Source organism: Dactylosporangium cerinum (assembly GCF_042653625.1).
GTDB classification, from domain to species: Bacteria; Actinomycetota; Actinomycetes; order Mycobacteriales; family Micromonosporaceae; genus Dactylosporangium; species Dactylosporangium cerinum.
Map to the genome: position 1 here is coordinate 221,415 of NZ_JBHSIU010000018.1, position 21,496 is coordinate 242,910.

The following is a 21,496-nucleotide window of genomic DNA, read 5'->3' on the forward strand; positions in this document are numbered from 1 at the left end:
TGGACAATCGAGCCCGCACCCCGACGGTGGCATCGGGCAGAAGGTGCAAGAGCTGCTCGTACACGAGCTGCGGAACCTCGTCTCGGCCGCCGGCGACCGGGCGGTCTCGGCCGTCGAGCACAAGATCGGCGCGGTGACCGAGCGCCTGACCGACTACGCGAGCGGCAAGAGCGGAGCGGGCCTCGCCGCCGCGGTGACCGGGGCGCAGAAGATGGCCGAGAGCAAGTCGCCCATGAGCGGAGCGGGCCTCGCCGCCGCGGTGACCGGGGCGCAGATGATGGCCGAGGGCAAGTCGCCCATGCGGGCGGCGTTCAGCGGAGGGCTGGCCGGCATGAAGGAGAAGGTTAAGGGCCTGTTCGGCGGCGGCAAGGGCGGCAAGGGCGGCAAGGGCGGCAAGGCCAAGAAGCTCAAGCTGATCAACATCGAGGAGACGCTCGACGTCGGCGTGCCCGTGCGGGTCGCCTACAACCAGTGGACGCAGTACGAGGAGTTCCCGAGCTTCATGAAGAAGGTCGAGAGCGTCGATCGGCCGTCGGACGAGAAGACCAACTGGAAGGCGCAGGTCTTCTGGTCCCACCGCACGTGGGAGGCCACGGTCACCCAGCAGGTGCCCGACGAGAGCATCGTCTGGCGTTCCAAGGGAGCGAAGGGCCACGTCGACGGGGCCGTCACGTTCCACGAGCTGACGCCCAACCTGACGCGCATCATGCTCGCCATGGAGTACCACCCCCAGGGCCTCTTCGAGCACACCGGGAACCTCTGGCGTGCGCAGGGACGCCGGGCCCGCCTGGAGTTCAAGCACTTCCGGCGCCACGTGATGACGCACACCATCCTCAATCCTGACGAGGTCGAGGGCTGGCGCGGCGAGATCCGCGACGGCGAGGTCGTCAAGGACCACGAGACCGCGATGCGCGAGGAGCAGGAGGCGCGTGAGCGGGAGGAGGGCGGCCGCGAGGAGGACCGGTCTGCGCAGCAAGAGGACCGCCCGGTCGATGAGGAAGGCGAATCCGACGATGAGGCAGAGGGCCAGTTCGAGGAGGAAGAGGAGGGAGAAGAGCCCCATCAGCGGCCGCCGCGCTCAACGCGACAGCGGCAGGACGCCGTCCGGGCTCGCTGACCGGCCGCGGCCGTACGAGGAGGCATGCAGCAGGAAATTCATCACGCACTTTGCCGAAACGTCGGTCGCCCGTTTTCGTCAACTCCGTCGCTCCAGGTGCCGATGGACTGATCATGCGTCGTCGCGTTGCACTCTCGATCGCCGGCAGCGTCGTGCTGGCCTCGCTCCTGCAGTTGACGCTGCCCGCGCTGCCACTGCCGCTAGGTGCAGTGGTGGCTGGGGCTGTCATCGCGACGGCCGCGTTCACGGCTGCGGTCCGTGACGCACGACAGGCCAGGGTCGCTGCCCGGCGCCGGATCCAGGCAGGCTGGTCCATCGAGGCAGTCGGAGCGGCGGTGCGGGCGCGCGGCGTTGGATCTGGGCATTGCGGAAGTCAGAAGGCGGCGATGCTGGCCAGGCCGGCCGGGTCGGTGACGATGGTGTGGGCGACGTCGCTGAGCCGTTTGTTGTTGCGCCGGGCGTAGCCGCGGATGACCGTGAACGCCTCGTCGACGCTGATCCCGCGGGCTTGCGCCATCGCGCCTTTGGCCTGTTCGATGACGACGCGGCTGTTGAGCGCGCCTTGAAGCTGTTCGGTGAGGATCTCGCCACGGCGGATGGTCCGTTCCTGGAGCAGCCCGATCGCGGCGACGTCGGTGAGCGCTTGGATGATCTGTACGTCGCCATCATCCAAGCCGCCACCCACCTCGGTGCCGAAGACGTTCAACGCGCCGATCACGTCCTTGCGGAGGCTGAGCGGGAACGCATGCACCGCGCGGAACCCGGCCGTGGTGGCGCGGGGGGCGAAACGCGGCCACCGAGCTTCGGCCTCGCGCAGGTCCGCGTTGATCACCGGTTGGGCAGTGTTGTAGGCGTCCAGGCATGGGCCCTCATGATTTTGGACCTGGAACAGTTCGAGGAGCTTGGTGTTCTCGTCGGAGGCGGCCATGAACTGCAGCTGGCCGTGCGGGTCGGCCAGCAACAGCCCGACCGTCGACGCGCCGACGAGACTCGCGGTACGGTCGGTGAGCATGTGCAGGAAGTCGATCAGATCGAATTCGTCGACGAGGGTGTCGGCTACCTCGACGAAGATATTCGCGAGCCGCTGCGCGGAGATCGTGGTCATGCGTGCTCCTAGCCTTCCTGACATGGTTCACGGGTGCTCACGAGTGGTCCGGGTCGAAGCGGAGCCGGCGAGAGACGATGTCGCCGGCCACGTCGTTGAGCCGACGGTTCTCCGCATAGGTGTAGGCCCGGATCCGGACCAGCGCCTCAGCCAGTGATACCCCGAGTTGGACCATGACCATCCCCTGGGCCTGGAACAACTCGGCGCTGTGCCCGATCGCCTCGTCCAACCCGTCGGCCGCCGCACCCTCGATGGCGTCGTCCTGCCCGTCGAGCAACGTCCTGACCGCCAGGTCGGCGAAGGCGAATGCCTGGCGCAGTTCCACACTGGACAGCAGCCCCGCTCGGGTGCGGAACACATCGAGCACCCCGAGTCGGGCCGCGCCGACCTGCAGCGGGAAGGCGAAGACCGCGCGCACGCCACCATCGTGCGCCGCAGACGTGTACGCCGGCCACCGGTGCGCCCCCCCGTCCGTCAGATCTGGCACAAGGACCGGGCGGCGCGACGCGAACGCGTCGATGCACGGCCCTTCACCGAGGACGAACTGGAGTTCCTCGATCCGTTCGCTGGCCGGGTCGGAGGCGGCCGCGACGCCCCGGCCACCGCCTTCTACCATCACGCTCACCCCGGCACCCGACGCGGACAACGCCCCCACCGCGGCTTTGCACAGCCGCTGCAACGCGCCCACGACACCGTCGGCGGCGCCCGCCACCGGCTGCCGCGCCACGTATTCCACCGCTCTGGCAATGGGGTCGTCGCTGTCGCTCACCGGGCTGGCACAGCCAACCAGCGGCGCTGCTGGTGCACGGGACGGCCCCGCATCGTCGGGTTCATGGCACACCTTCCGAAAACGAGTTCGGAGATTGGCACTGCCATGGGGCCGGAGCAGCCGCGGGTCGAATACCCGCCATCTCGAAACCGATCGTATCCTGGCTGCCCCGACGGCCTGGCTGCGGACCTGGGCGCACCCCTCGCAGTTCCTCCGGACACCCATCTGACCTGCGACGGCATCGGCGGCGACCACTTCAGCCCCTGAGCGGCCCTGTTCGACTGGCAGGGTTGCTCGGTCCCGCTCGCCGGGGACGCAGTTGCGCTGACCCGACCGCTCTTGGTCACGGGCGCCACCGACGTCGGCACGATTTCCGGGTCGGCTGCTGAGGGCGCGCGTCGGGACTTGCCCGACGTCCCGGAGGGGCCTTTCCGACGGATTTGTCCTGCAGGCTACGGACTCCCGGGCCACCTGGAGGGTCACCAGGACCGGACCATGCAGTCGTTGATCGTTGCCTATCTGGCCGGTCGCAGCCCGGTGGGGTCACGATGACTACCGCCCCTCACGCTGTGGTGAGCGACCCGCAGGTGTCCTCATCGACGCGTGATTGCCCACATACGCCAACGCCGATTTGGCCGAAGCGGGGCTAGACTGTGCGGTGACGGACCAACCGCCCCAGACCCTGGCGTTGGGTTTTGGGAGCAGGTGAGTCGGCCTGTTTTCCGGGCTTTCACCGAGGGCAGGCACCGCATCATGGTCTTCTCCTATCAGGTGTTCGGCAGCCCTGATGACGTAGGTCTGGCCCTATCCGGCGAGATCGACCTGTCCGTGCGTGATGAGCTCCGCAGCGTCGTGGACACCGTCATCGCCGCGGCGCCGGGTGTCACGAATCTGGACCTGCACGACCTCACGTTCCTGGACTGCTCCGGCATCGGCGTGTTCGTCCGCGCCTACAACGGCGCGCAGCGGCATGGCCACACGTTGACCATCAGCCGGCCGCACGGCATTGTCCGCCGGGTCCTGGAGCTGACCGGAGTCCTGGCGCTGCTGACACCCGGCGACGAAACCGGCGGCCCGCAACCCGCTGCAACACCAGCCGCGCAGCCATCCGACCGCCACGCCCCGTACCGGCCCGACCGCAGCGCCGCCGTGGCGGTACCTCGCCGCGCCGCGAATCCCGAAACAGCCCTCACCGAAAGGTGATCATCATGTCGCCAGACGCGACGCAGCACATCCCAATCACCAACACGTTGCCCGGTGCGGCCTCGGACGATGAGACGGCGCGGCTGGCCGCGGTGCGCCGCTACGAAATCCTCGACGCGCCCACCGGGCACCTGACCGCAGCGATCCCGCCGCCGACGGCACATTCGACGACATCGTCGAGCTGGCCGCGACCGCGTTCGGCACCCCGATCGCCACGGTCAGCGTCGTCGACGCCGATCGGGTGTTCCTCGCCGCCACCCACGGTCTGGACGGGGTCCGGCAGGTGGGCACCGAACCCGGCCTGTGCACCTCGGCGATCCTGAGCAGCGGCCCGTACCTGGTCACCGATGCCGAACTCGACCCGCGCACCCTCGACCACCCTCTGGTGCGCGGCCAACTCGGCATCCGCTTCTACGTCGCCGCCCCGATCGTGACCTCCGACGGCCACCGGCTGGGCACCGTGAACGTCATGGACTACCACCCCCGGCAGGTCACCACCGCGCAGACCACCATCCTGACCCAGCTCGCCGGCCTGGTCGCCCGCCACCTCGACCTGCGACTGGTGGCCCTGCACACCGTCGTCAAGGAACGGCAGCTCCGCGACGACGCCGACCGGCGGGCCGCCACCGCCGACCGGCGGGCCGCCACCGCCGACCGGCTGGCCGACAAACTGCGCGCCGCTGCCGCCGCCCACGCCAACAGCCCGCACCCCGACCGCTGCCAACTCGGCGGCGCCACCCCGTGCCCCGCCCGCCGGAGCTGAAGATCGCCGACGGGTGGGGCGACTCGGCCTGGGGCTGCACGCCGCACGTCGAGGAAGCCACCCTCAACGTCACCGAGGTCTTCATCGCCGACAAGGACCTCGCCGGCCTCGACGCCTACCTCAACCGCCGCTGAGCACCGATCGACACACCTGGACCGCCAATCACCGATTCGCCGCAGTCCAGCCGCCCGACCGGCGCCGGGGCACCGTCGACGCGGGACCGAGAATCTTGACGCGTGACTGCTCTGGCCTTCGGCAGTACCTGGCCTCAGTTGAAGGCTGCCGCCATGAGGACAACCCGCCGCCGCTCTGCAAGCGAACCGGCACATCGCCGTACGGGACCTACGGCAACGGTTCGGTGAACGGAATGGACGACCAGCGACCCCGCGGTCTGCACCGCCGCCACCACCAGCAACTGCCCGTAGGTGAGCAGCCCGACGACGGCGGCGACCGGGGCCCTGCCCGGGAAGCGGTTGATTACGCAGGGCCGGCTTCGGTGGGCGAACCGGCCAGGACCGATAACGACCCGGTGGCCTGTAACGCGTCACGCACGATTCCATGTGGATTGGCCACCCGCAGGGCGGCATGGCATCCGTCGGCCAGTTGCTGAGCCCGCAGCAGCATGCCGATCACGCTGGCGTCCAGCAGCCGGACCCGACCGAGATCCACCACCAGACTGTCCGGACACTTGGCCATCAGCGCGTCGTGCACGACAACCGCAAGCAGGTCACGGGTGGCGTAGTCGAGCACGCCCGCCACGCTGATCCAGACCTCGCCGTGCTCGACCCGACAGCACACTGCAAGGTCCCGCCGTGCGCCGACCGGGCATGTCAACTGCCCACCTGTGGCCTCCAGCCCCGCCGACGGTGACGTTTCGGCGTCCATACCGACATCATCACCGCGATCAGACCGAACTGCCACCACCCGGTGCGATCACTCGACTGTCGACGGTACCTGTAGGCACAGGTGAGCCGGACGGCAAACGTCTATGGTCCGTGACGTCGCGATGATGCGACGTTACTTCCGTGCGCTGCCGGGCAGTTGCGCCAAGAACCCGTTCTGAGGAGGCCGCGATGAGCACGGTCACAGAGTCCGTCGATGTCCATGTCCCGGTGCGCACGGCGTACAACCAGTGGACGCAGTTCGAGTCGTTCCCGCAGTTCATGAGTGGCGTCGAGTCGATCAGACAGGTCGACGACCGACATACACACTGGGTGACCAAGATCGGCGGCGTCCGCCGCGAATTCGATGCCGAAATCACCGAACAGCACCCCGACCAGCGGATCGCGTGGTCGAGCGTCGGCGGCGACACCAAACATGGCGGCGTGGTCAGCTTCCAGCCCCTCGGCGAGCAGGACACACGCGTCACCATCCAGATGAACTGGCAGCCGGAAGGCACGGCCGAGAAGATCGGCAGCGCCGTCGGCGTCGACGATCTTCAGGTGAAGGCGGCCACCAAGCGATTCAAGGAATTCATCGAGCAGCGCGGCAACGCCACGGGTGCGTGGCGTGGCGACACCCCACGCAGCGACAGGTAGATCGTCTTTCCCGAGGTCGCCGGACACGCTCCCGCAGGTCGCCGACGGGTTCGTCGGCGACCTACAGGTAGGCATCAGGGGCGCTGATGCACTCGCGGAGGCGCTCATGGAAGAGTTCCGGAACCGCGGCCAGGTGGAGTCGACGTGGATTGCTGGTCCGATGGGTCATCCATTCTTCATTCGGCCTGGCATCCGATTCGGATGCAGAACGCCGAGCCGACTGCATAGGCTTCTGACGGCAGTAGCGGACCATCGGATTCGGACGATGCGGGCCGCAAATTTCACGACGGATATGTTCCGGTCGGTGCGTCCGTGCCGACATCGACGCAGCGGCGGCGGCAGTTCGGGCGGCCACGGGTCCGCTGCCGTTCGACGCCAACCGGCCGCCTGAGGTGACACGGCGTTGCGGACAGAGCGCGCGCGTTCACCACAACCGGCAGACATGGTTATCTGCCGAACCGCTGCACAGAGCAATAGCTGGACTCGGCACTGATCTGAGTCAGATCCCACCACGATTCGATCCAAGGAGTGAGCGCTATGGCGACTGTCCGGGCGAAGGTCATTCAGTACCTGCAGGAAACCCGCGCGGCCGAGTTCTCCGTGACCACCCTCCTCGCCACGAACATCGCTGTCACCCCTGAGGGTGACTTTCGGCGGCGGCTGGAGTCTCAGCGGCGACGCTCCCGCGAGCGGGCGTATCAGCTGTCCGATCGGCTGGGTGATCTCGGAGCGCGCCGCAGCCTGCAATACCTGGGCGTCAACGCAGCTCTGATCATCGGCGGGCAGGCCGTCGCCTTGTCGGCCATGCCCCTGCAACTGTTGCGTAGCCCGGACGGCGAAGACCGGGTGTTGAAGAACACCCGCGACCTGTGCGCAGCCTCAGCCGTGCTGGACGCCAACTATCGGGCGTTGGAGCAGATCGCCCAGACCTGCAGGGACGAGGTCACCGCGAAACTCGCCGTTGACCTGCGCGCAGGGAGCGAAGACATGCTGTCCGAGTGCTTCACGGCGCTGGACCGACTTGCCGAGGCGGTGATCTTCGGAGAGGCCGAGGGTGAACCGGCCTACCAGATCCAGAATATCGGCGCGGTGCAGATGCTTCGGCTCCCGCAGCTGCGGGAGAACATGTATCAGCTCAGGGACGCAGCCGTCGACGTGCTGCGGTTCGCTCGAGACCGGGCCATGCCGGACGGGGCGCAACTGGAGGCGCGGACCATCATTCCCGACTACGACAGTCTGTCCGTCGAGCAGATCCGGGACCGGATGACTCGACTCTCCCAGACCGAACTGACCACGGTCGACGCTTATGAGCGCGCGAACCGCAACCGTACCCCGATCGTGACGGCCATCCGCAGCCTGCAAGGCAGAGAGCCCTGGCCCGGATACGACACGATGAACGTCCCGGAGATCCGTTCCCGCTTGCGGGACGCGAACGACGACCAGGTCCGCGCGGTGCTCGAATACGAGCGAGGCCATAAGGACAGGTCCTCGATCCTCAACGCTCCCGAGGTTCAAGCCGCCGCCGTCTGACACGCCGCGTACGGTACGGATCTGCATTTACCAGATTGGTGAGGATCTCACCCCACCTTGCTTAGAGGATGTGGGCAACGGCCACCGACCAGGACACGACCCCGGTCGGTGGCCGCTGCCATCAGAGCGTTTTGACGGCAGAGGACCGGCGTTCGTAGCCCCAGGGCGGCCTTTGCGGCGCAGGGGCTACGACAGTCGCTGGCCCCAATCCCGGGGGGCCCTTGGGCTGCCCCCTTTGCCGCTGGCTGCCTGACTGCGGTACAAGTTGGGGTGGGTGTTACTGGGGTCGGCTTTTCGTTTGCTGCCGACCGGGTCCGCGGCGCGTGGACCAGCGCCCAGTCAACGGCCACGAGACCCTGCTCATGTCGGGGTGGGGTTCATCGGGGTGTTCAGAGGCCCAAGCCGGCACGGTCTACGTTGCGGTGGAACCGCATGCCGGCGCGTCCACCGAGGACGGCGCCGATGAGGCTGGCGACAGCGACGGCGAGCAGGGCGATGACGCCTGCGGCCGTCACGGTGCCTTCATTGACCGGCACCCTGGGCAGGCTATTGAGTTTGGCGAGCACGTCGTACTGGTCGCCGGCCACCAGGCCGAGGATGGCTACGACGACGGCGATGACCACGGCCCACAGCCAGACGGCGACGCCTTGCCTGACGCCGTTGAACCGGGCCATCCGAGCGGCGACGTGCCCGCCGCAGTAGTAGGCGACGAACGTGATGATCAGCAGGGCGAGCGCACCGATGGCACCGATCGTCTTGGATCCCTGGGTGGCTTGGGCGGCGGCGTTGCCGAGGTCGGTGCCGGTCGCGAGGCTGATGGCGGTTCCGGCGGCGCTGATCAGCGCGGTGAGCAGGACCGCCATGCCAATGGCGGTGAGCCATCCGAAGAAGGCCGCGCCGATCTTGACACCTCCGTACCGCTCCTCCTCCCGGGCGATGACGGTCTCCCGATCGATGCCACGGCGATCGTCCAGGTCCGACGCCCGAGCGTCGGTGTCGTCCCGGTAGCTCGCTGTGGACCGGGCATCCCGTGTGTCGGGTGCAGGCTGGTCGTCGAAGGGTTCGTGGTCGACGACGGTCTCCCGGTCCACGCCACGGCGATCGTCCAGGTCCGACGCCCGAGCGTCGGTCTCGCCCCGGTCGCCGGGCCGGCGACCGTTACGGCCACCGGGACGCCGGCGGGCGTCGCGGTCGCTCGTCGCGGACCGTGCGGCGCGCGATCTGGATGGGTTCCGGTCGTCGGTGTGGTCGGGGTCGAAGCTGTTGCTCATGATTCCCTCCGGGAGCACTCGGGGTGCCGGTGATGGCACGCCGGTCCGTCGACACGACGAGCAGTGATACCGGTTCACGTGCGGCGGGATGACCAGCGACAGACACACAACCAGAAGGGACATGACGACCTACGCGGGTTCGTCAACGACGCGTTGGTCCAGACATCGCTGGTGCCCAAACTCAACCTCCCTCAGTACCCGGACCGCGGCCCGGCAAACGGCATTCCCGCCACCGCCGGGCGACGACACTGCGGCGCGTCGGTGGTCTCCAGCTGGTTCGGGGCCGTCAGGGCGAGGCCCCACGCCGACTCGCGCGACACCATGGGTGGTCGGCGTGACTCGCCGCCTACCCGGCAAAGCGGCCTCTCTGTCGACGATGCCGTACCGGTGGGGAGTGTCGGTCGTCGTCTCCCCTCCTGGCGGCCACGTTGTCGGGCGCGGCACGGCCAGCCGCGCTGCGGAGGTCAACGTCCGGTGCAACGTGGTGGTGCCGAAGCTGGACCGTTTCGCCCGTTCGATGTCCCATGTGTCGCACCGATACAGCGCCCGACTACCCCTGTACGGGTAAGGGCCGCTCCGCGCGAGCATTGCTCTCGAGGATGCCTGCGGCGCGGCCCTGAGGGCTGCGCTTATTCGTGCGCGTCATCACCGTGAGGACGTTGATGCAGGCAGCGCCCTCACAATGTTCCTTTGGCCAGGCGCTCGGGAGGGCCGCTGCGGTGCGGAGGCACCTTGGTGATGACGGTAGACGACGACCCGGCTGGGGTTGAACGGCAGCTCGCGGCGGGGGCCGGGGGCAGTGTCGAAACCGGCGGCGTGATCGGCGGTCGGTGTCCGTTGCTGTTCGTTCAGGCGTTGAGGTACGCCAGGACGGCCAGGACGCGGCGGTTGTCGTCGTCGGAGGGTGGCATGTCCAGTTTGGTGAGGATGTTGTTGATGTGCTTGCTCACGGCCTTCTCGGTGATGCGGAGTTTGGCCGCGATCGCGGCGTTGGAGCGGCCTTCTGCCATCTCGCCGAGCACTTGACGCTCCCGGCTGGTGAGCACCGCGAGCGGCTCCCGGCGGGTGAGCAGTTGCGCGATCACTTCGGGGTCCATGGCGGTGCCGCCGCCAGCGACCCGATGAACCGCGTCGACGAACTCGCCGACGTTGGACACGCGATCCTTGAGCAGGTAGCCCACACCGCCGTGGGGAGTGCTGAGCAGTTCCCGGGCGTAGAGGGGCTCGACGTGCTGGGAGAGCATGAGGACCGGCAGGCCGGGTATCCGGGTTCGGGCCGCGACCGCGGCCTGGAGACCTTCGTCGGTGAATGTCGGGGGGAGGCGGACGTCGATGATCGACACCTGGGGCTTGTGGGTGATCAGGGCGGGCAGCAGGGCGGGGCCGTTGTCGACGGCTGCGACAACGTCGAAGTTGAACGCCTGAAGCAGCCGGGTCAGTCCGTCCCGGAGGAGGGCATGGTCCTCGGCGAGAACAACGCGCACGGCACCTCCATGGTGATGACGGTGGGTCCTCCGGGCGGGCTGAACAGCACCATCGTGCCATCGAACGCGGCCAGGCGTCGCTCGATACCGCGCAGACCGGTGCCGGCGGCCGGGTCGGCGCCGCCGGTGCCGTCATCGGTGACCACTACGGTCAGTGCGCTGTCGGCGTGCCGCACGGACACCGATCCGGTATGAGCGCGGCTGTGTCGGATCATGTTGGTCAGCGCCTCGGCGACGGCGAAGTACACCGCGGACTCCACGGGTGTGTCTGGCCTTCCGGGCAGGTCGATGTCGACCGTGATCGGGACCGGTAGGCTCAGCGCAAGTGCACGGACCGCGCCGCCGAGTCCGCGTTCGGCGAGGACTGGTGGATGGATGCCGCGGACGAGGTACCGCAACTCGACGAGCGCCGCGCCGCTGGACTCGCGCGCTTCGGCGAGCAGCTTGTGGGCCTCGGCCGGGTTCCGGTCGATGAGTTCGTCGGTCAGGCCGATCATTATGCTCAGCGAGACGAGGCGAGCCTGGACGCCGTCGTGCAGGTCGCGTTCGATGCGGCGCAGCTCGGCCGCCTGAGCGTCCACCGTGTCAGCGCGCGTGGTCGTCAGCTGCGTGACGCGCAGCCGCAGCTCGGCCGCCTCCGTGGGCGCCAGGAAGAGCCGGGCGAAGCGGGCGTCGACGCGGCGCAGCCACGGCGCCACCCACAGGCCGGCGGCAAGGATGACGGCGCCTTGCGGTAGGCAGAGCAGGCCGGCGGGCACCGTGTCGATGGACCAGGTGGCGCCGTACCCGTACCAGCCGGTGCCGAGCCAGATCCACAAGGGCGTCAGCGTCAGACCGGCCAGGCCGTACAGCGGCACGAGCACGCCGACCATCCCGAGTGTGAACCCGACGATCGCGCCGGGCAGGAGCCAGGCGAGGTCGCGCCAGGTGGCCGGATCCGTCACGGTCCACCGGAAGCGCTGCCAGCCGCCGGCCACGGCCGGTTGCGGGGGCGGATGGTAGGGACGTGTCACAAGGACACCAGTGCGTGAGGCACGTCTACGTTCAAGATCGGCGCGCATCCGGACCAGCGTCATCGTCCAGGGCACCAGCGCCAGACCGAGGTACGGCACCGGCGCCAGGGCGAAGGCGACAACCGATACGGCCAGCAGCGGAATGTTGGTGAACGCCAGCCCGACCGCGGCCAGGCCGGCCAGTACGCCGCGCACACCGTGCCGGACCCATCGGCCCAGCCGTGCACCGGTCCCGGCTACGTCCACAGGTCACATAGTGCCCATCGGCGCGCGGTTCAAGGGTGGTGCTAGCACCACCGGGCCGCAGGACGTAGCGCTCCTGACGATCCATGCCCCGGCCGGTTGACTGGAGGCATGAAGATCACCACGACACCGACGATCACCGTGCCGCCGTCGCGGACAACGACCGGCAGCGACTTCGCCGTCCTGTCCCGCCGGATCAGCGGCGAGGGGCTGATGCAGCGCCGGCCCGCCTACTACGCCGTACGGCTGGGCGTCGTCGCGTCCATGTTCATCGGCGGTTGGACCGCGTTCTTCCTCATCGGCGCGTCCTGGTGGCAGCTGGCGACGGCCGTGTTCCTCGCCGTCACATTCACCCAGGTCGCGCTCGTCGCACACGACCTGGCACACCGCCAGGTGTTCCGCACCAAACGTCCCAGCGAAGTCGCCGGCCGGCTGGCCGGAAACCTCGCCGTCGGAATGAGCTACGGCTGGTGGATGGACAAGCACACCCGTCACCACAACAACCCCAACCACGACGACCTCGACCCGGACGTCGCGCCGGAGGTGCTCATCTGGGCCACCGAGTCGGCTCCGGGCCGGCGCGGGTTGAAGGGCTTCATCACCCGGCACCAGGCCGCGCTGTTCTTCCCCCTCCTCACCCTGCTCGCCGCCGACCTGAAGGTGTCCAGCATCAAGGCGCTGCGCAACGGCACGGTCAAGCGTCGCGGCCTGGAAAGCTCGCTGCTGACCCTGCACGCCGTCGGCTACCTCGCCGCACTGCTGATCGTCCTGTCGCCGCTGCAGGCCATCGCCTTCCTGCTCGTACACCAGGCGCTGTTCGGCGTCTACCTCGGCATGACGTTCGCACCCAACCACAAAGGCATGCCACACCCGACCGGCGACGAAGACTACCTGCGCAAGCAGGTCCTGACCTCCCGCAACGTCCACGGCGGCTGGCTCACCGACGCCGCACTGGGCGGCCTGAACTACCAGATCGAGCACCACCTGTTCCCCGGCATGCCCAGCCCGAACCTGCGCAAGGCCCAGCCGATCGTGCAGGCGTACTGCGCCGAGCTCGGCGTCGCCTACGAACAGACCAGCCTCATCGCCTCCTACCGCCAAGCCCTGCAATACCTGCACCAGGTGGGCGCACCGGCCCGGGCCGAACACGCGGCGCGCTGAGCCGACGGTCGCTTCAGGCGCGTCGGCCGGCCCAGCAGGGTCGACCGTTCTGCCGACCTCGCTCGAGAGCAACAACACCACCATGGCCGACGAGCCGTCGTTCATCCCCGCCGACCGCCGAACCCGCGCATGGTCGGCGGCCTGTACGGCAGGACCCTGCATTTCGGCATCCGTGAACACGCCATGGTGCGTCCCGGCGACGCGAACGAGACCGCGGTCTGCTGGCGGGACAAGGTTAGCGGCGGTTCCGCAAGGGTAGGTGGCGCGCCGTTGAGGGGGTGCACCGGTTTGTCGTCATCTGACGCCTTGGCCACCGCCGGCGGGTGGAGCCGTGGGTCGACCGTGCGTCGGCGTGTGCTGAACGCGGCGTCCCGGCTGACCACGCCGCTGCTGCCCGGGACGATCATCCGCCTCACCCCGGCAGAGGGTGACTTTATGTTGCCTGAGCCGCTGCCCGACCGGCTGCTGTTCCTGACGGCGGGCGGCGGGGTCACGCCGGTGGCGGCGACGCTGCACAGCCTGGCCGCCCAGGATCGGATGTCCGACGTGGTGCTGGTGCTCTGCGCGTCGGCCGCCGAGGAGTCGTCTTCGGCTCGTACCTGCGAACACTGGCCACACGGTCGACGTGGCTGCGGTTGTACGAGCGGCATACCCGCACCAAGAGGGTGCCTCCTGGCCGGATCACGATGGCGCAGGTTCGTGACATCTGCCCGGACCGGTGTGAACGCCAGACCTGGGCGTGCGGCCCGGCCGGGATGCTCGACGCCGCGCAGCGGCACTGGCGGCGGGCCGGCGTCGGTGACCGCCTGCGGGTGGAGCGTTTCCCGGCTGCCGACACCGCCGCGCCGGTGTCCGGCGGTGCCGGCGGCCGGGGTCAGGTTCGTCGCGAGCGGACGCACAGCTCACGCGGACGGCGGCACATCGTTGCTGGCCGTCGGTGAGCACGCCGGTGTGCTCATGCCCAGCGGGGTGCCGCATGGGCATCTGTCACAGCTGCGTGGTGCGGCTGCGGTCCGGCCGGGTCCGCGACCTGCGCACCGGCCGCGTGCACGGCGACTGGGACGAGCTCATCCAGACCTGCGTCACTGCGGCGGCCGTCCCGTCGAGATCGATGTGTAGGAGAACCAACTGTGCCTCTGCCCGAACATCTCACCGAGGTCGACTTCAAGGAGATCGGCCGTGAACTCGACCAGATCCGTGACGAGGTGACCGCCGGCCTCGGCGATCACGACGCCCGCTACATCCGCAGGGTCATCGCTGTCCAGCGGGGCCTGGAGGTGGGCGGCCGAACACTGCTGACGGTCTCGATCCTGCCGCCGGCCTGGCTGGCCGGCACCGCGGCACTGGCCGTCGCGAAGATCCTGGAGAACATGGAGATCGGCCACAACGTCCTGCACGGACAGTGGGACTGGATGCACGACCCCGCAATCCACTCCACCACCTGGGAATGGGACCACGCCGCCCCGGCCGGCATGTGGAAACACTCACACAACGTCGTGCACCACACCTATACCAACGTGCTGGGCAAGGACCGCGACATCGGATACAGCACGATGCGCGTCAGTCCCGAACAGCCCTGGCACCCGATCCACCTCACCCAACCGATCTACAACGCCGCCTTGGCCGCTGTGTTCGAATGGGGCATCGCCATCTACGACGTCGAACTGGAACGTGCCTGGCGTGGCGAGAAGAGCTGGAGCGAGGCACTGACCCAGCTGCGCGGTGTGCTGCGCAAGGCCCGCCGCCAGGTCATCAAGGACTACGTGGCGTTCCCACTGCTGGCCGGCCCGTCGTTCGTGCCCGCCCTGCTCGGCAACCTCACCGCGAACGTGGCACGCAACGTGTGGTCACACACCATCATCTTCTGCGGCCACTTCCCCGAAGGCTCCGAGGTGTTCACCGAGGACCAACTCGACGGCGAAACGCGCGGCGAGTGGTACGTGCGCCAACTGCTGGGCTCGTCCAACATCGACGGCGGCCCGCTGTTCCACCTCATGTCCGGCAACCTCAGCCACCAGATCGAACACCACCTCTTCCCCGACCTGCCCAGCAACCGCTACGCCGAGATCGCCCCGAAGATCCGCGACCTCTGCGAACGGTTCGGCCTCCGCTACAACACCGGCTCCCTCACCCACCAGACCGCCAGCGTCTGGAAAACCATCTTCCGCCTCGCCCTGCCCAACCGGAAGTCAGCCAGTGCGTAGGGTGCTCTGCGGGCCCCTCGATTGCGGGTCAAGGACGTGTGGGGATCGGTTCTCGCTCAGACGGCCCCGCTGCCGGGATCAGGATGCCGCCCGGAGCTGATGCAGGGACCGTTTCAGCAGCCGGGAGACGTGCATCCGCGAGATTCCGAGCTGCTAGCGGCGTTCCTACCCGAACGGGGTTCAGGGAAGCTGCAACCTTCGCGGTGGGCGGCCTATGGCCGCCACGGCGAGGGCACGTCATCGACGACGAGGCCGACCCACGGGTTGTGTACGACGTCCCGCCATTCGGCCGCGCGGTGTGCCCACCATGATGCAGCCGCCCGGCAGTGGGACCAGCTTGAAGCTGAGCTCGTCGTCGTAGGGCCACTCCTCCTCGATGACGGGCTCCCGATTGATCGCCCGCTTGACAGGTGGTGGGAGCGGCTGGTGGGGGTCGGGCAGCGTCGGGACTGGTGCTACCCGGCCCCGGACGGCGGTGGCCGCGGCTGATCGGTGTGTCATCATCGCCCCGCAGGCCGAGCACTCGCGGCCGCCTTGGTTCACCGCCTCGCACACACTGCACCGCCAGAGGGTGTTCATCGTGTCCGCCGCTTGTCGGTCTTGCCGAGCAATCTGCCCAGGAGTGCGCGTCCGCGGCCTTTCGGGTGTTCGGAAGTGTCGTCAGCGGTCGTCGGGTGAGGCGGCGTTGAGGTGTGCGGTGCTGACGGCACTGAGGGCGTTGGGGGCGCCGAAGCGGTCGGGACCGGCGCACCGGTGGCGGTGGTCTCGCCCGCGATCCGCACCCCCTTGCCGCGCAGTGCGGAGGGAGTGTCGCCGGACACGCGGCGCGGTCCGGGGGTGGATGAGCTGGTGGCCGCAGCAGTCGTTGCGCTGTCGCGCGGCACGACGGGGGGGCGGATCGGAACCGGCGCACGCGCGGTCGTCGACGGGGCGGCACCGCCCCGTAGGCTCATCAACGTCGAATGCACCTGGGCCACGCTCGGTCGTGCCGCCGGGTCTGGCACCAGCATCCGCTCGACGAGATCGATGATCGATGTCGGGGCCCGGCTGGGGCCGAGCTTCAGCGACTGTCCGTGCAGCACGGCGATCGCGGGCTCGTGGTGGGCGGGGTCGAAAGACGGCATGGCGCCGGTGAGGTACTCGGCGTAGATGAGCCCCAGGGCAAAGATGTCAGACGCTTCGGTCAGCTCGCCGGGCGCAGCGCTGCCCTGGATGTAGCGCACCAGTTCGGGCGAGTAGTAGTTCATCGTCCCCACAATCTCCTCCGGCGGCGGCGGGTTACCGACGATGTAGGAACTGTCGAAGTCGATGAGCTTGGTTGTGTAACCGAGCTCCGTGCGCTTGATCAGCACGTTGCTCGGCTTGAGGTCGCTGTGCACGATCCGCAGGTCGTGCAGAATTTTCAGGCTGTGCGCGACGGTCTTCAGCAGCACCAGCTGGGTGGGAAAGTCGAGGGAGGCGACGTCGCGCGTCTGCAAGCCGGCCACGTCGACCTTCTCGGTGACCTTGTAGTACTTCGCACCGACGCGGAAGAAATCAAGCGTGGCGATGAGGTTACCGCCGTAGGTGGTGAGCGGCGCCATCGCAGCTTGGACGCCGCGGTGGTGCGCCTCGAACGCCGCGCAGCGCGCCCGCTTCTTCGCCTTGATCCGCTCGCTGCCCGGCGCGTCGGCCTCTGGGTAGGTGGGGCTGAGGAAACGCTTGATGAAAAAAGTCCGGCCGCCGCGCTCGGCGAAGCTCCATTCGGAGAGGCCCGCGCCGACCACGCGGAAGTCCTCAAACAGCCGGTAACCGTTCAGCACGTCGCCGGCCCGGAACACGACACTGCGGGTCACCTGTCCTCCTCACGGCCCAGATAGCGCTCGTACTCGGGCTTGTACGCCGCCCACAGCGACGTCTGCACCGCTGCATGGCGGCGGCGCGCCTCGGCGGCCGCATGCTCCGCGCGGCCCACCTCGGACTCGAGCTCGTCGAGCGGGACGACGCAGCGCTGCTCGATCTCCGCCGTCCGTGCGGCGAACAACTGACGGAACTCCTCATGATCCGCGCCGACGCCGAGTACGCCCATCGCGGCGTCGTCGCCCGCGATCGCGGCGATGCGCTGCTGCAGGAGCCGTGACCAGGACCCGGACTCGGACTCGGTGGAGTCCCGCAGCGAAGCGAGGACGAGGTGCTCGAAGTGGATCGGGGTGCGCACGTAGCCGAAGCACCCATCCGTGGCGGCCACCGCGAGAAACGGCGCGGTGAGCTCGACCTGATGGTGGTGAACAACGAAGTCGGTGTCCGCAGACATCGCGTTGCTCACCACTGAGTCCTGCCGCAGGTTCACCAGCGCATCGCCTCGGTCGCGCAAGTCGTCGCTGGTGAGCTGGTGGGCCCCGGTCGCCGGATCGAAGACGTAGACGCGCGAGTCGCCGCTCCAGAAGACATGCCCGGCCCAGCGCCCCCTACGAGGCTCACGGCACTGCAGAGCCATCAACGCCATTGTCGTCGGCAGCGCCCGCAGCAGCCGCGACCGCAGGCCGCTCGGCGGCGCGTTCAGCCCCGCCAGCGTGTCGGCGAGCGCACGCTTGACGCTGCGCCTCAAATCACGCGCCGCTGCCGGGCCATCCAGATTCCACTCCGGGTCGAGCAGCGCGAGCATGCGCTCCTCGACGACGTCCCGAGCGACGCGGGAAGCGAGATAGGCACCGCTACGAGGCCCGTCCGGAGTCTCGTAGACGGTGCCGCCCGCGCCGCCCATGCCGTCGAAGACAGCCACCAGCCCAAGTTCGCGCCCCTCGCGGACGATCGGGTCGGAGTCCTCGCCCTGGCCCGGCACCTTCCCGAGGTTGAAGCCGAAGGACAGCGTCGGGCCCGCCGGTGACACCTCCAGCGCGGGCGAGGCCCACGCCGCCGACCGCCGGGCGTCCGTGACTTCTCGAACGGGCGATTCACCCTGCTCGATCTCGGCGGTATCCAAACGCGCCGCACGCTCCTGCAACGTCCCGCTGTCGGCGGCCTCCACGTCCTCGGTCGCCGCCCCGCCGGCCCCGCCGCGGCTCGGGTCTCGAGGCCCACTGTCGGCTGCAGCGACGTCGGCCGCCACCGCCCCTTCTTCGTCGTCGAAGACCTCGGGCTCCTGGTGCTCGACCTTCTGCTGGTCGCTCACACGGAGTTGCCGATCGAGTCGATGATCGTGCCGTAGTCGACGTCGGACAGCCCGCCGCCAGCCTTCGACGGATGGTGGACGACGTTCTCCCAAACGCCGGAGATGTCGCTCCAACCGGGTCCGTCCGGCGCGAAGAGGATGAGACGCTTGCTGCTCGAGCCGAGCGGGCCCTGCGGGTCCTCCCACATGTCGGTGAGTGCGCTGAAGTCGGCGGGCACCCGCCCAGTGAGCGTGGGCGGGAGCACGGAGGCGTCCAGAGCGTGCGCCGGCTGGTCGGTCCACACCACAATGACCTGGCGGCGACGGTCACCGCGCGTCGTCCACGGCGAAGTCATGGCCAGCGCGAGGGCCTCCAGACCGGACTCGGGCGCGTCGCCCCCACCCTCGGCGACCAGGCCGTTGACGAAGTCGCTGAAACCCGCCGCCTCGGCCGGCAGCTCGAAGAACGGCGACTCTTGCAGCGCCGCATCGCCGTCCGCGACGATGTCACGGAACGCGACGACGCGAACCCGCAGCTCGTCGATGGTCTTGCCCTTCGCCGTGAGGTTCGACTGCACGTTGCCGTAGAAGCGAAGAGCGTTTGCCTTCACCTGGTCGAGGATCGGCGTCATGCTGCCAGTGACGTCGACGCAGAAGACAATGTCCACGGCGTAGTTCAGCCCGCGCGGTGCGGGCGGCGGGGCGGCAAGGCTGGTCTGCTCCACGGCAGGTGCTACGGGTGCGGCTGCTGCGGCCTCGGCGGGCTCGGCGGGCTCGGCGGGCGTCCCGGCCGGAGGACCAGGGATTGCGTCGGTCATAGCCACTCCAACAGTGCGGGAACGAATCGCCGAGTCAACTACCCAGGCACAGGAAAACAACCACGGCCGACGCGCACCCGAAAAACTCACGACATGGTGCGCGGGTAGCTGACCGACCCGCTTCGATCATGGAAGTGGCCGTGCGGAGCGATCATGATCGCGACGTCAAGATGGCCCGCGCCGCAATGGCACCGAGCAGCATGGCCACACAGGTTCGGCCACCTGTCGCGGGTACCCCGCTGTCCGAGGTTCCACCTCCGGATCAGACGCGTTGAAACCAGACAGTGCCCTGGGGAAGGATGTCCAGATGCCCCGTCGGACGGGGCGACCGACCGCGGATGGCAGCTGCCGCGGCACGATCTGGCAGGGCTGGGCCAGCGCGGACGGGTGTGACGGTCAGGCTCGTGGCGCTGTGCGCCTTAGCCCGCAACACCACGGCGCACTGAGCGACGGCGCCGGTCTCCCGGAGCCGCCCGATTGACCTTGCGCTGGATCACCCGGCCGCCCGAGGCGATGAGCGGTTGTTCCCGGGCCCGCGCGGCAGCCCAGCACCAGGCACCCGTCGGTCGGCGCACAGCCCGAGACCATCGGCGCGGCACGGATCAGTTGGGGTCGGTCATTCGTCGTGGCCGATGTCGAGTTTGCGGGTGTCGCGCAGGTCCATGTAGGGCTCGTCGGTTTCGTCGTGGCCGGACTGGATGGCACGGCTGCGTTGCATCTCGGCGTCGAACTCGGCGCCCAGGAGGATGGCGATGTTGCTGATCCACAACCAGACCAGGAAGATGATCACCGTGGCGAGGCTGCCGTACGTCTTGTTGTACGAGCCGAAGTTCGCCACAAAGAACCCGAACCCGGCCGACGCGGCCAGCCAGATGACGACCGCAAGGACACCGCCGGGGCTGACCCACCGAAATCCACCGTGTTTGGCGTTCGGGGAGGCCCAGTACAGGATCGCGAACAACAAACTGACGATCACGACGAGGACCGGCCACTTCGCGACGTTCCAGACCGTCACCACGGACGAACCGATACCGAGGGCGTGGCCGACCAGATCCGCGAGACTGCCGGTGAAGACGACCATGAGCGCGGCAGCGGTGAGCAGGACGCCGGTGATGAGGGTGACGCCGAGCCGGATCGGGATCGTCTTCCACACCGGGCGGCCCTCCGGCACGTCGTAGATGGCATTGGACGCCTGCATGAACACGCCGATGTAGCCGGACGCGGACCACAACGCGGTGACGAGGCTGAGCACAGCGACGATCCCGGCAGTGCCCTGCTGGCCCTTCTGCAGGTTCTCCGCAGCGCCCGTGACGATGTCGGCGACCCCGCCCGGGGCGATCCCGGCGAGGTTGTCGGTGACCTTGCCGACGGTGCCGGAGCCGAACAGCCGCAGCACGGTCACCAGCAGCAGCAGGCCGGGGAAGATCGACAGGACGCCGTAGTAGGTCAGTGCGGCGGCCCAGACGGTGACGTTGTCGTTGCTGAGCTCCTTGATCGTCCGTTTCAGCACCGCAAGATACGACCGGCCCGGCAAGTCACTGAGCTCGTCCGGGCCGCGGGTCGCTGTGGGTTGCGCCGGCGCGGTGTCCGGGTCGTCGGCCGGTGTCCGCCCTCGCTCGACGCTGCGGTGTTCCTCAGCTGCGTCGCGGTCTGCATGGTGATCTGTGCGGTCTGTATGGTGCCGATCCGTCATCGTGGTCTCACTTCTCCGGCCAGAACGTTCCCGAGCCGAACGTCGTCAATCACCCCAAGTACCGCCGGGCTCACCTCGACCTGCCGGCCGCGGTAACAGCGAAGCCCAGTGCGTGGATCGTCCGCTGCGCCGTACCGGGCCCAGACCGCCAACGTCTGCGCGATCAGACCAAATGACGGGCAGGCGATCACCACCAATCCCTACGCGACCAGTTGCGCCGCCGCGTGGACAGCGACCAGCGTCTTGCCCGTCCCGCATGCGGACAGCAGCTGCCCCCGCCCGCCGCCGACCAACCCGGCAGCTAATGCCTCCAGGCCCTGCCGTTGATACACCCGCAGGTCCGGCAGGACCGCGTCGACACGATCGGCCGGCCCCGGACCCGGCGTCTCCTGCTGCATCGTCAGCACCGCACACCCCGCTGGCCGAAGGCCGCCGGAAGTGCATGCATCGCTGG

The 21,496-nt window shown here is 68.6% G+C and carries 20 protein-coding genes and 1 pseudogene; 9 read left to right on the forward strand and 12 right to left on the reverse strand.

Annotation, left to right across the window (positions count from 1 at the left end; translation table 11 throughout):
* The first annotated feature begins 43 nt into the window (after positions 1-43).
* Positions 44-1,117 (forward strand): SRPBCC family protein, encoded by a 1,074-nt coding sequence (locus tag ACFPIJ_RS16565; protein ID WP_380115873.1) that lies wholly within the window; start codon positions 44-46, stop codon positions 1,115-1,117.
* A gap of 373 nt (positions 1,118-1,490) precedes the next feature.
* On the opposite strand, the gene ACFPIJ_RS16570 is transcribed toward ACFPIJ_RS16565, so the two are convergent.
* Complete coding sequence (locus tag ACFPIJ_RS16570) at positions 1,491-2,222, reverse strand: GAF and ANTAR domain-containing protein (protein WP_380115874.1); 732 nt, start codon at positions 2,220-2,222, stop codon at positions 1,491-1,493.
* 37 nt (positions 2,223-2,259) lie between these two features.
* Positions 2,260-2,991 (reverse strand): GAF and ANTAR domain-containing protein, encoded by a 732-nt coding sequence (locus tag ACFPIJ_RS16575; RefSeq protein WP_380115876.1) that lies wholly within the window; start codon positions 2,989-2,991, stop codon positions 2,260-2,262.
* A 753-nt stretch (positions 2,992-3,744) separates the two neighbouring features.
* Here ACFPIJ_RS16575 and ACFPIJ_RS16580 point away from each other — a divergent pair.
* The 3 genes from ACFPIJ_RS16580 to ACFPIJ_RS16590 all read left to right on the forward strand — a co-directional run bounded on the left by ACFPIJ_RS16580 (position 3,745) and on the right by ACFPIJ_RS16590 (position 5,091).
* Positions 3,745-4,194: an STAS domain-containing protein gene (locus tag ACFPIJ_RS16580; RefSeq protein WP_380115877.1), complete on the forward strand. Its 450-nt coding sequence runs from the start codon at positions 3,745-3,747 to the stop codon at positions 4,192-4,194.
* Positions 4,195-4,402: 208 nt separating this feature from the next.
* The gene (locus ACFPIJ_RS16585) at positions 4,403-4,957 is read left to right on the forward strand and encodes a GAF domain-containing protein (RefSeq protein WP_380116197.1); all 555 of its coding nucleotides are present in this window, start codon (positions 4,403-4,405) and stop codon (positions 4,955-4,957) included.
* Positions 4,936-5,091, forward strand: a complete 156-nt coding sequence (locus ACFPIJ_RS16590; protein WP_380115879.1) for a hypothetical protein — start codon at positions 4,936-4,938, stop codon at positions 5,089-5,091. Before ACFPIJ_RS16585 ends, ACFPIJ_RS16590 begins: the two co-directional genes overlap by 22 nt.
* 343 nt (positions 5,092-5,434) lie before the next feature.
* On the opposite strand, the gene ACFPIJ_RS16595 is transcribed toward ACFPIJ_RS16590, so the two are convergent.
* A complete protein-coding gene (locus ACFPIJ_RS16595; protein ID WP_380115880.1) occupies positions 5,435-5,842 on the reverse strand; it encodes an STAS domain-containing protein in 408 nt (135 codons plus the stop codon).
* A 188-nt stretch (positions 5,843-6,030) separates the two neighbouring features.
* Between ACFPIJ_RS16595 and ACFPIJ_RS16600 the strand changes: the two genes are divergently transcribed.
* Together ACFPIJ_RS16600 and ACFPIJ_RS16605 are read left to right on the forward strand one after the other, a co-directional pair.
* Positions 6,031-6,495: an SRPBCC family protein gene (locus ACFPIJ_RS16600; RefSeq protein WP_380115881.1), complete on the forward strand. Its 465-nt coding sequence runs from the start codon at positions 6,031-6,033 to the stop codon at positions 6,493-6,495.
* Positions 6,496-7,032: 537 nt separating this feature from the next.
* A complete protein-coding gene (locus ACFPIJ_RS16605; protein ID WP_380115882.1) occupies positions 7,033-8,025 on the forward strand; it encodes a hypothetical protein in 993 nt (330 codons plus the stop codon).
* Between the two features lie 389 nt (positions 8,026-8,414).
* Here ACFPIJ_RS16605 and ACFPIJ_RS16610 read toward each other — a convergent pair whose 3' ends face one another.
* The 3 genes from ACFPIJ_RS16610 to ACFPIJ_RS16620 all read right to left on the reverse strand — a co-directional run bounded on the left by ACFPIJ_RS16610 (position 8,415) and on the right by ACFPIJ_RS16620 (position 12,039).
* On the reverse strand, positions 8,415-9,296 hold the full coding sequence (locus ACFPIJ_RS16610; RefSeq protein WP_380115883.1) for a hypothetical protein: 882 nt from the start codon (positions 9,294-9,296) through the stop codon (positions 8,415-8,417).
* Positions 9,297-10,144: 848 nt separating this feature from the next.
* Positions 10,145-10,780, reverse strand: coding sequence for a LuxR C-terminal-related transcriptional regulator (locus tag ACFPIJ_RS16615; protein ID WP_380115884.1), 636 nt, complete (start codon positions 10,778-10,780; stop codon positions 10,145-10,147).
* Positions 10,732-12,039: a sensor histidine kinase gene (locus ACFPIJ_RS16620; protein WP_380115885.1), complete on the reverse strand. Its 1,308-nt coding sequence runs from the start codon at positions 12,037-12,039 to the stop codon at positions 10,732-10,734. Before ACFPIJ_RS16620 ends, ACFPIJ_RS16615 begins: the two co-directional genes overlap by 49 nt.
* 108 nt (positions 12,040-12,147) lie before the next feature.
* On the opposite strand from ACFPIJ_RS16620, the gene ACFPIJ_RS16625 reads away from it, so the two are divergent.
* The 3 genes from ACFPIJ_RS16625 (at position 12,148) to ACFPIJ_RS16635 (ending at position 15,401) form a co-directional block, all read left to right on the forward strand.
* Entirely contained in the window at positions 12,148-13,197 is a 1,050-nt protein-coding gene (locus ACFPIJ_RS16625) for a fatty acid desaturase family protein (RefSeq protein ID WP_380115886.1), read from the forward strand.
* Positions 13,198-14,146: 949 nt separating this feature from the next.
* Positions 14,147-14,380, forward strand: a complete 234-nt coding sequence (locus ACFPIJ_RS16630; protein ID WP_380116199.1) for a 2Fe-2S iron-sulfur cluster-binding protein — start codon at positions 14,147-14,149, stop codon at positions 14,378-14,380.
* Positions 14,328-15,401 carry a fatty acid desaturase family protein gene (locus ACFPIJ_RS16635; RefSeq protein ID WP_380115887.1) on the forward strand — a complete coding sequence of 358 codons (1,074 nt, stop codon included), beginning with the start codon at positions 14,328-14,330 and terminating at the stop codon, positions 15,399-15,401. The genes ACFPIJ_RS16630 and ACFPIJ_RS16635 overlap by 53 nt, the downstream gene beginning before the upstream one ends.
* Positions 15,402-15,479: 78 nt before the next feature.
* On the opposite strand, the pseudogene ACFPIJ_RS16640 reads toward ACFPIJ_RS16635, so the two are convergent.
* The 6 genes and pseudogenes from ACFPIJ_RS16640 to ACFPIJ_RS16665 form a co-directional block, all read right to left on the reverse strand.
* Positions 15,480-15,548 (reverse strand): annotated as a pseudogene (locus tag ACFPIJ_RS16640) (hypothetical protein); the annotation flags it as partial.
* 428 nt (positions 15,549-15,976) lie between these two features.
* A complete protein-coding gene (locus ACFPIJ_RS16645; protein WP_380115888.1) occupies positions 15,977-17,236 on the reverse strand; it encodes a protein kinase domain-containing protein in 1,260 nt (419 codons plus the stop codon).
* Positions 17,233-18,552 (reverse strand): hypothetical protein, encoded by a 1,320-nt coding sequence (locus ACFPIJ_RS16650; protein WP_380115889.1) that lies wholly within the window; start codon positions 18,550-18,552, stop codon positions 17,233-17,235. The genes ACFPIJ_RS16645 and ACFPIJ_RS16650 overlap by 4 nt, the downstream gene beginning before the upstream one ends.
* Positions 18,549-19,349 (reverse strand): vWA domain-containing protein, encoded by an 801-nt coding sequence (locus tag ACFPIJ_RS16655; protein ID WP_380115890.1) that lies wholly within the window; start codon positions 19,347-19,349, stop codon positions 18,549-18,551. Before ACFPIJ_RS16655 ends, ACFPIJ_RS16650 begins: the two co-directional genes overlap by 4 nt.
* Before the next feature lie 616 nt (positions 19,350-19,965).
* Positions 19,966-20,859 carry a YihY/virulence factor BrkB family protein gene (locus ACFPIJ_RS16660; RefSeq protein ID WP_380115891.1) on the reverse strand — a complete coding sequence of 298 codons (894 nt, stop codon included), beginning with the start codon at positions 20,857-20,859 and terminating at the stop codon, positions 19,966-19,968.
* A 383-nt stretch (positions 20,860-21,242) separates the two neighbouring features.
* Positions 21,243-21,440, reverse strand: a complete 198-nt coding sequence (locus ACFPIJ_RS16665) for a DEAD/DEAH box helicase family protein (protein ID WP_380115893.1) — start codon at positions 21,438-21,440, stop codon at positions 21,243-21,245.
* Between the last annotated feature and the right edge of the window lie 56 nt (positions 21,441-21,496).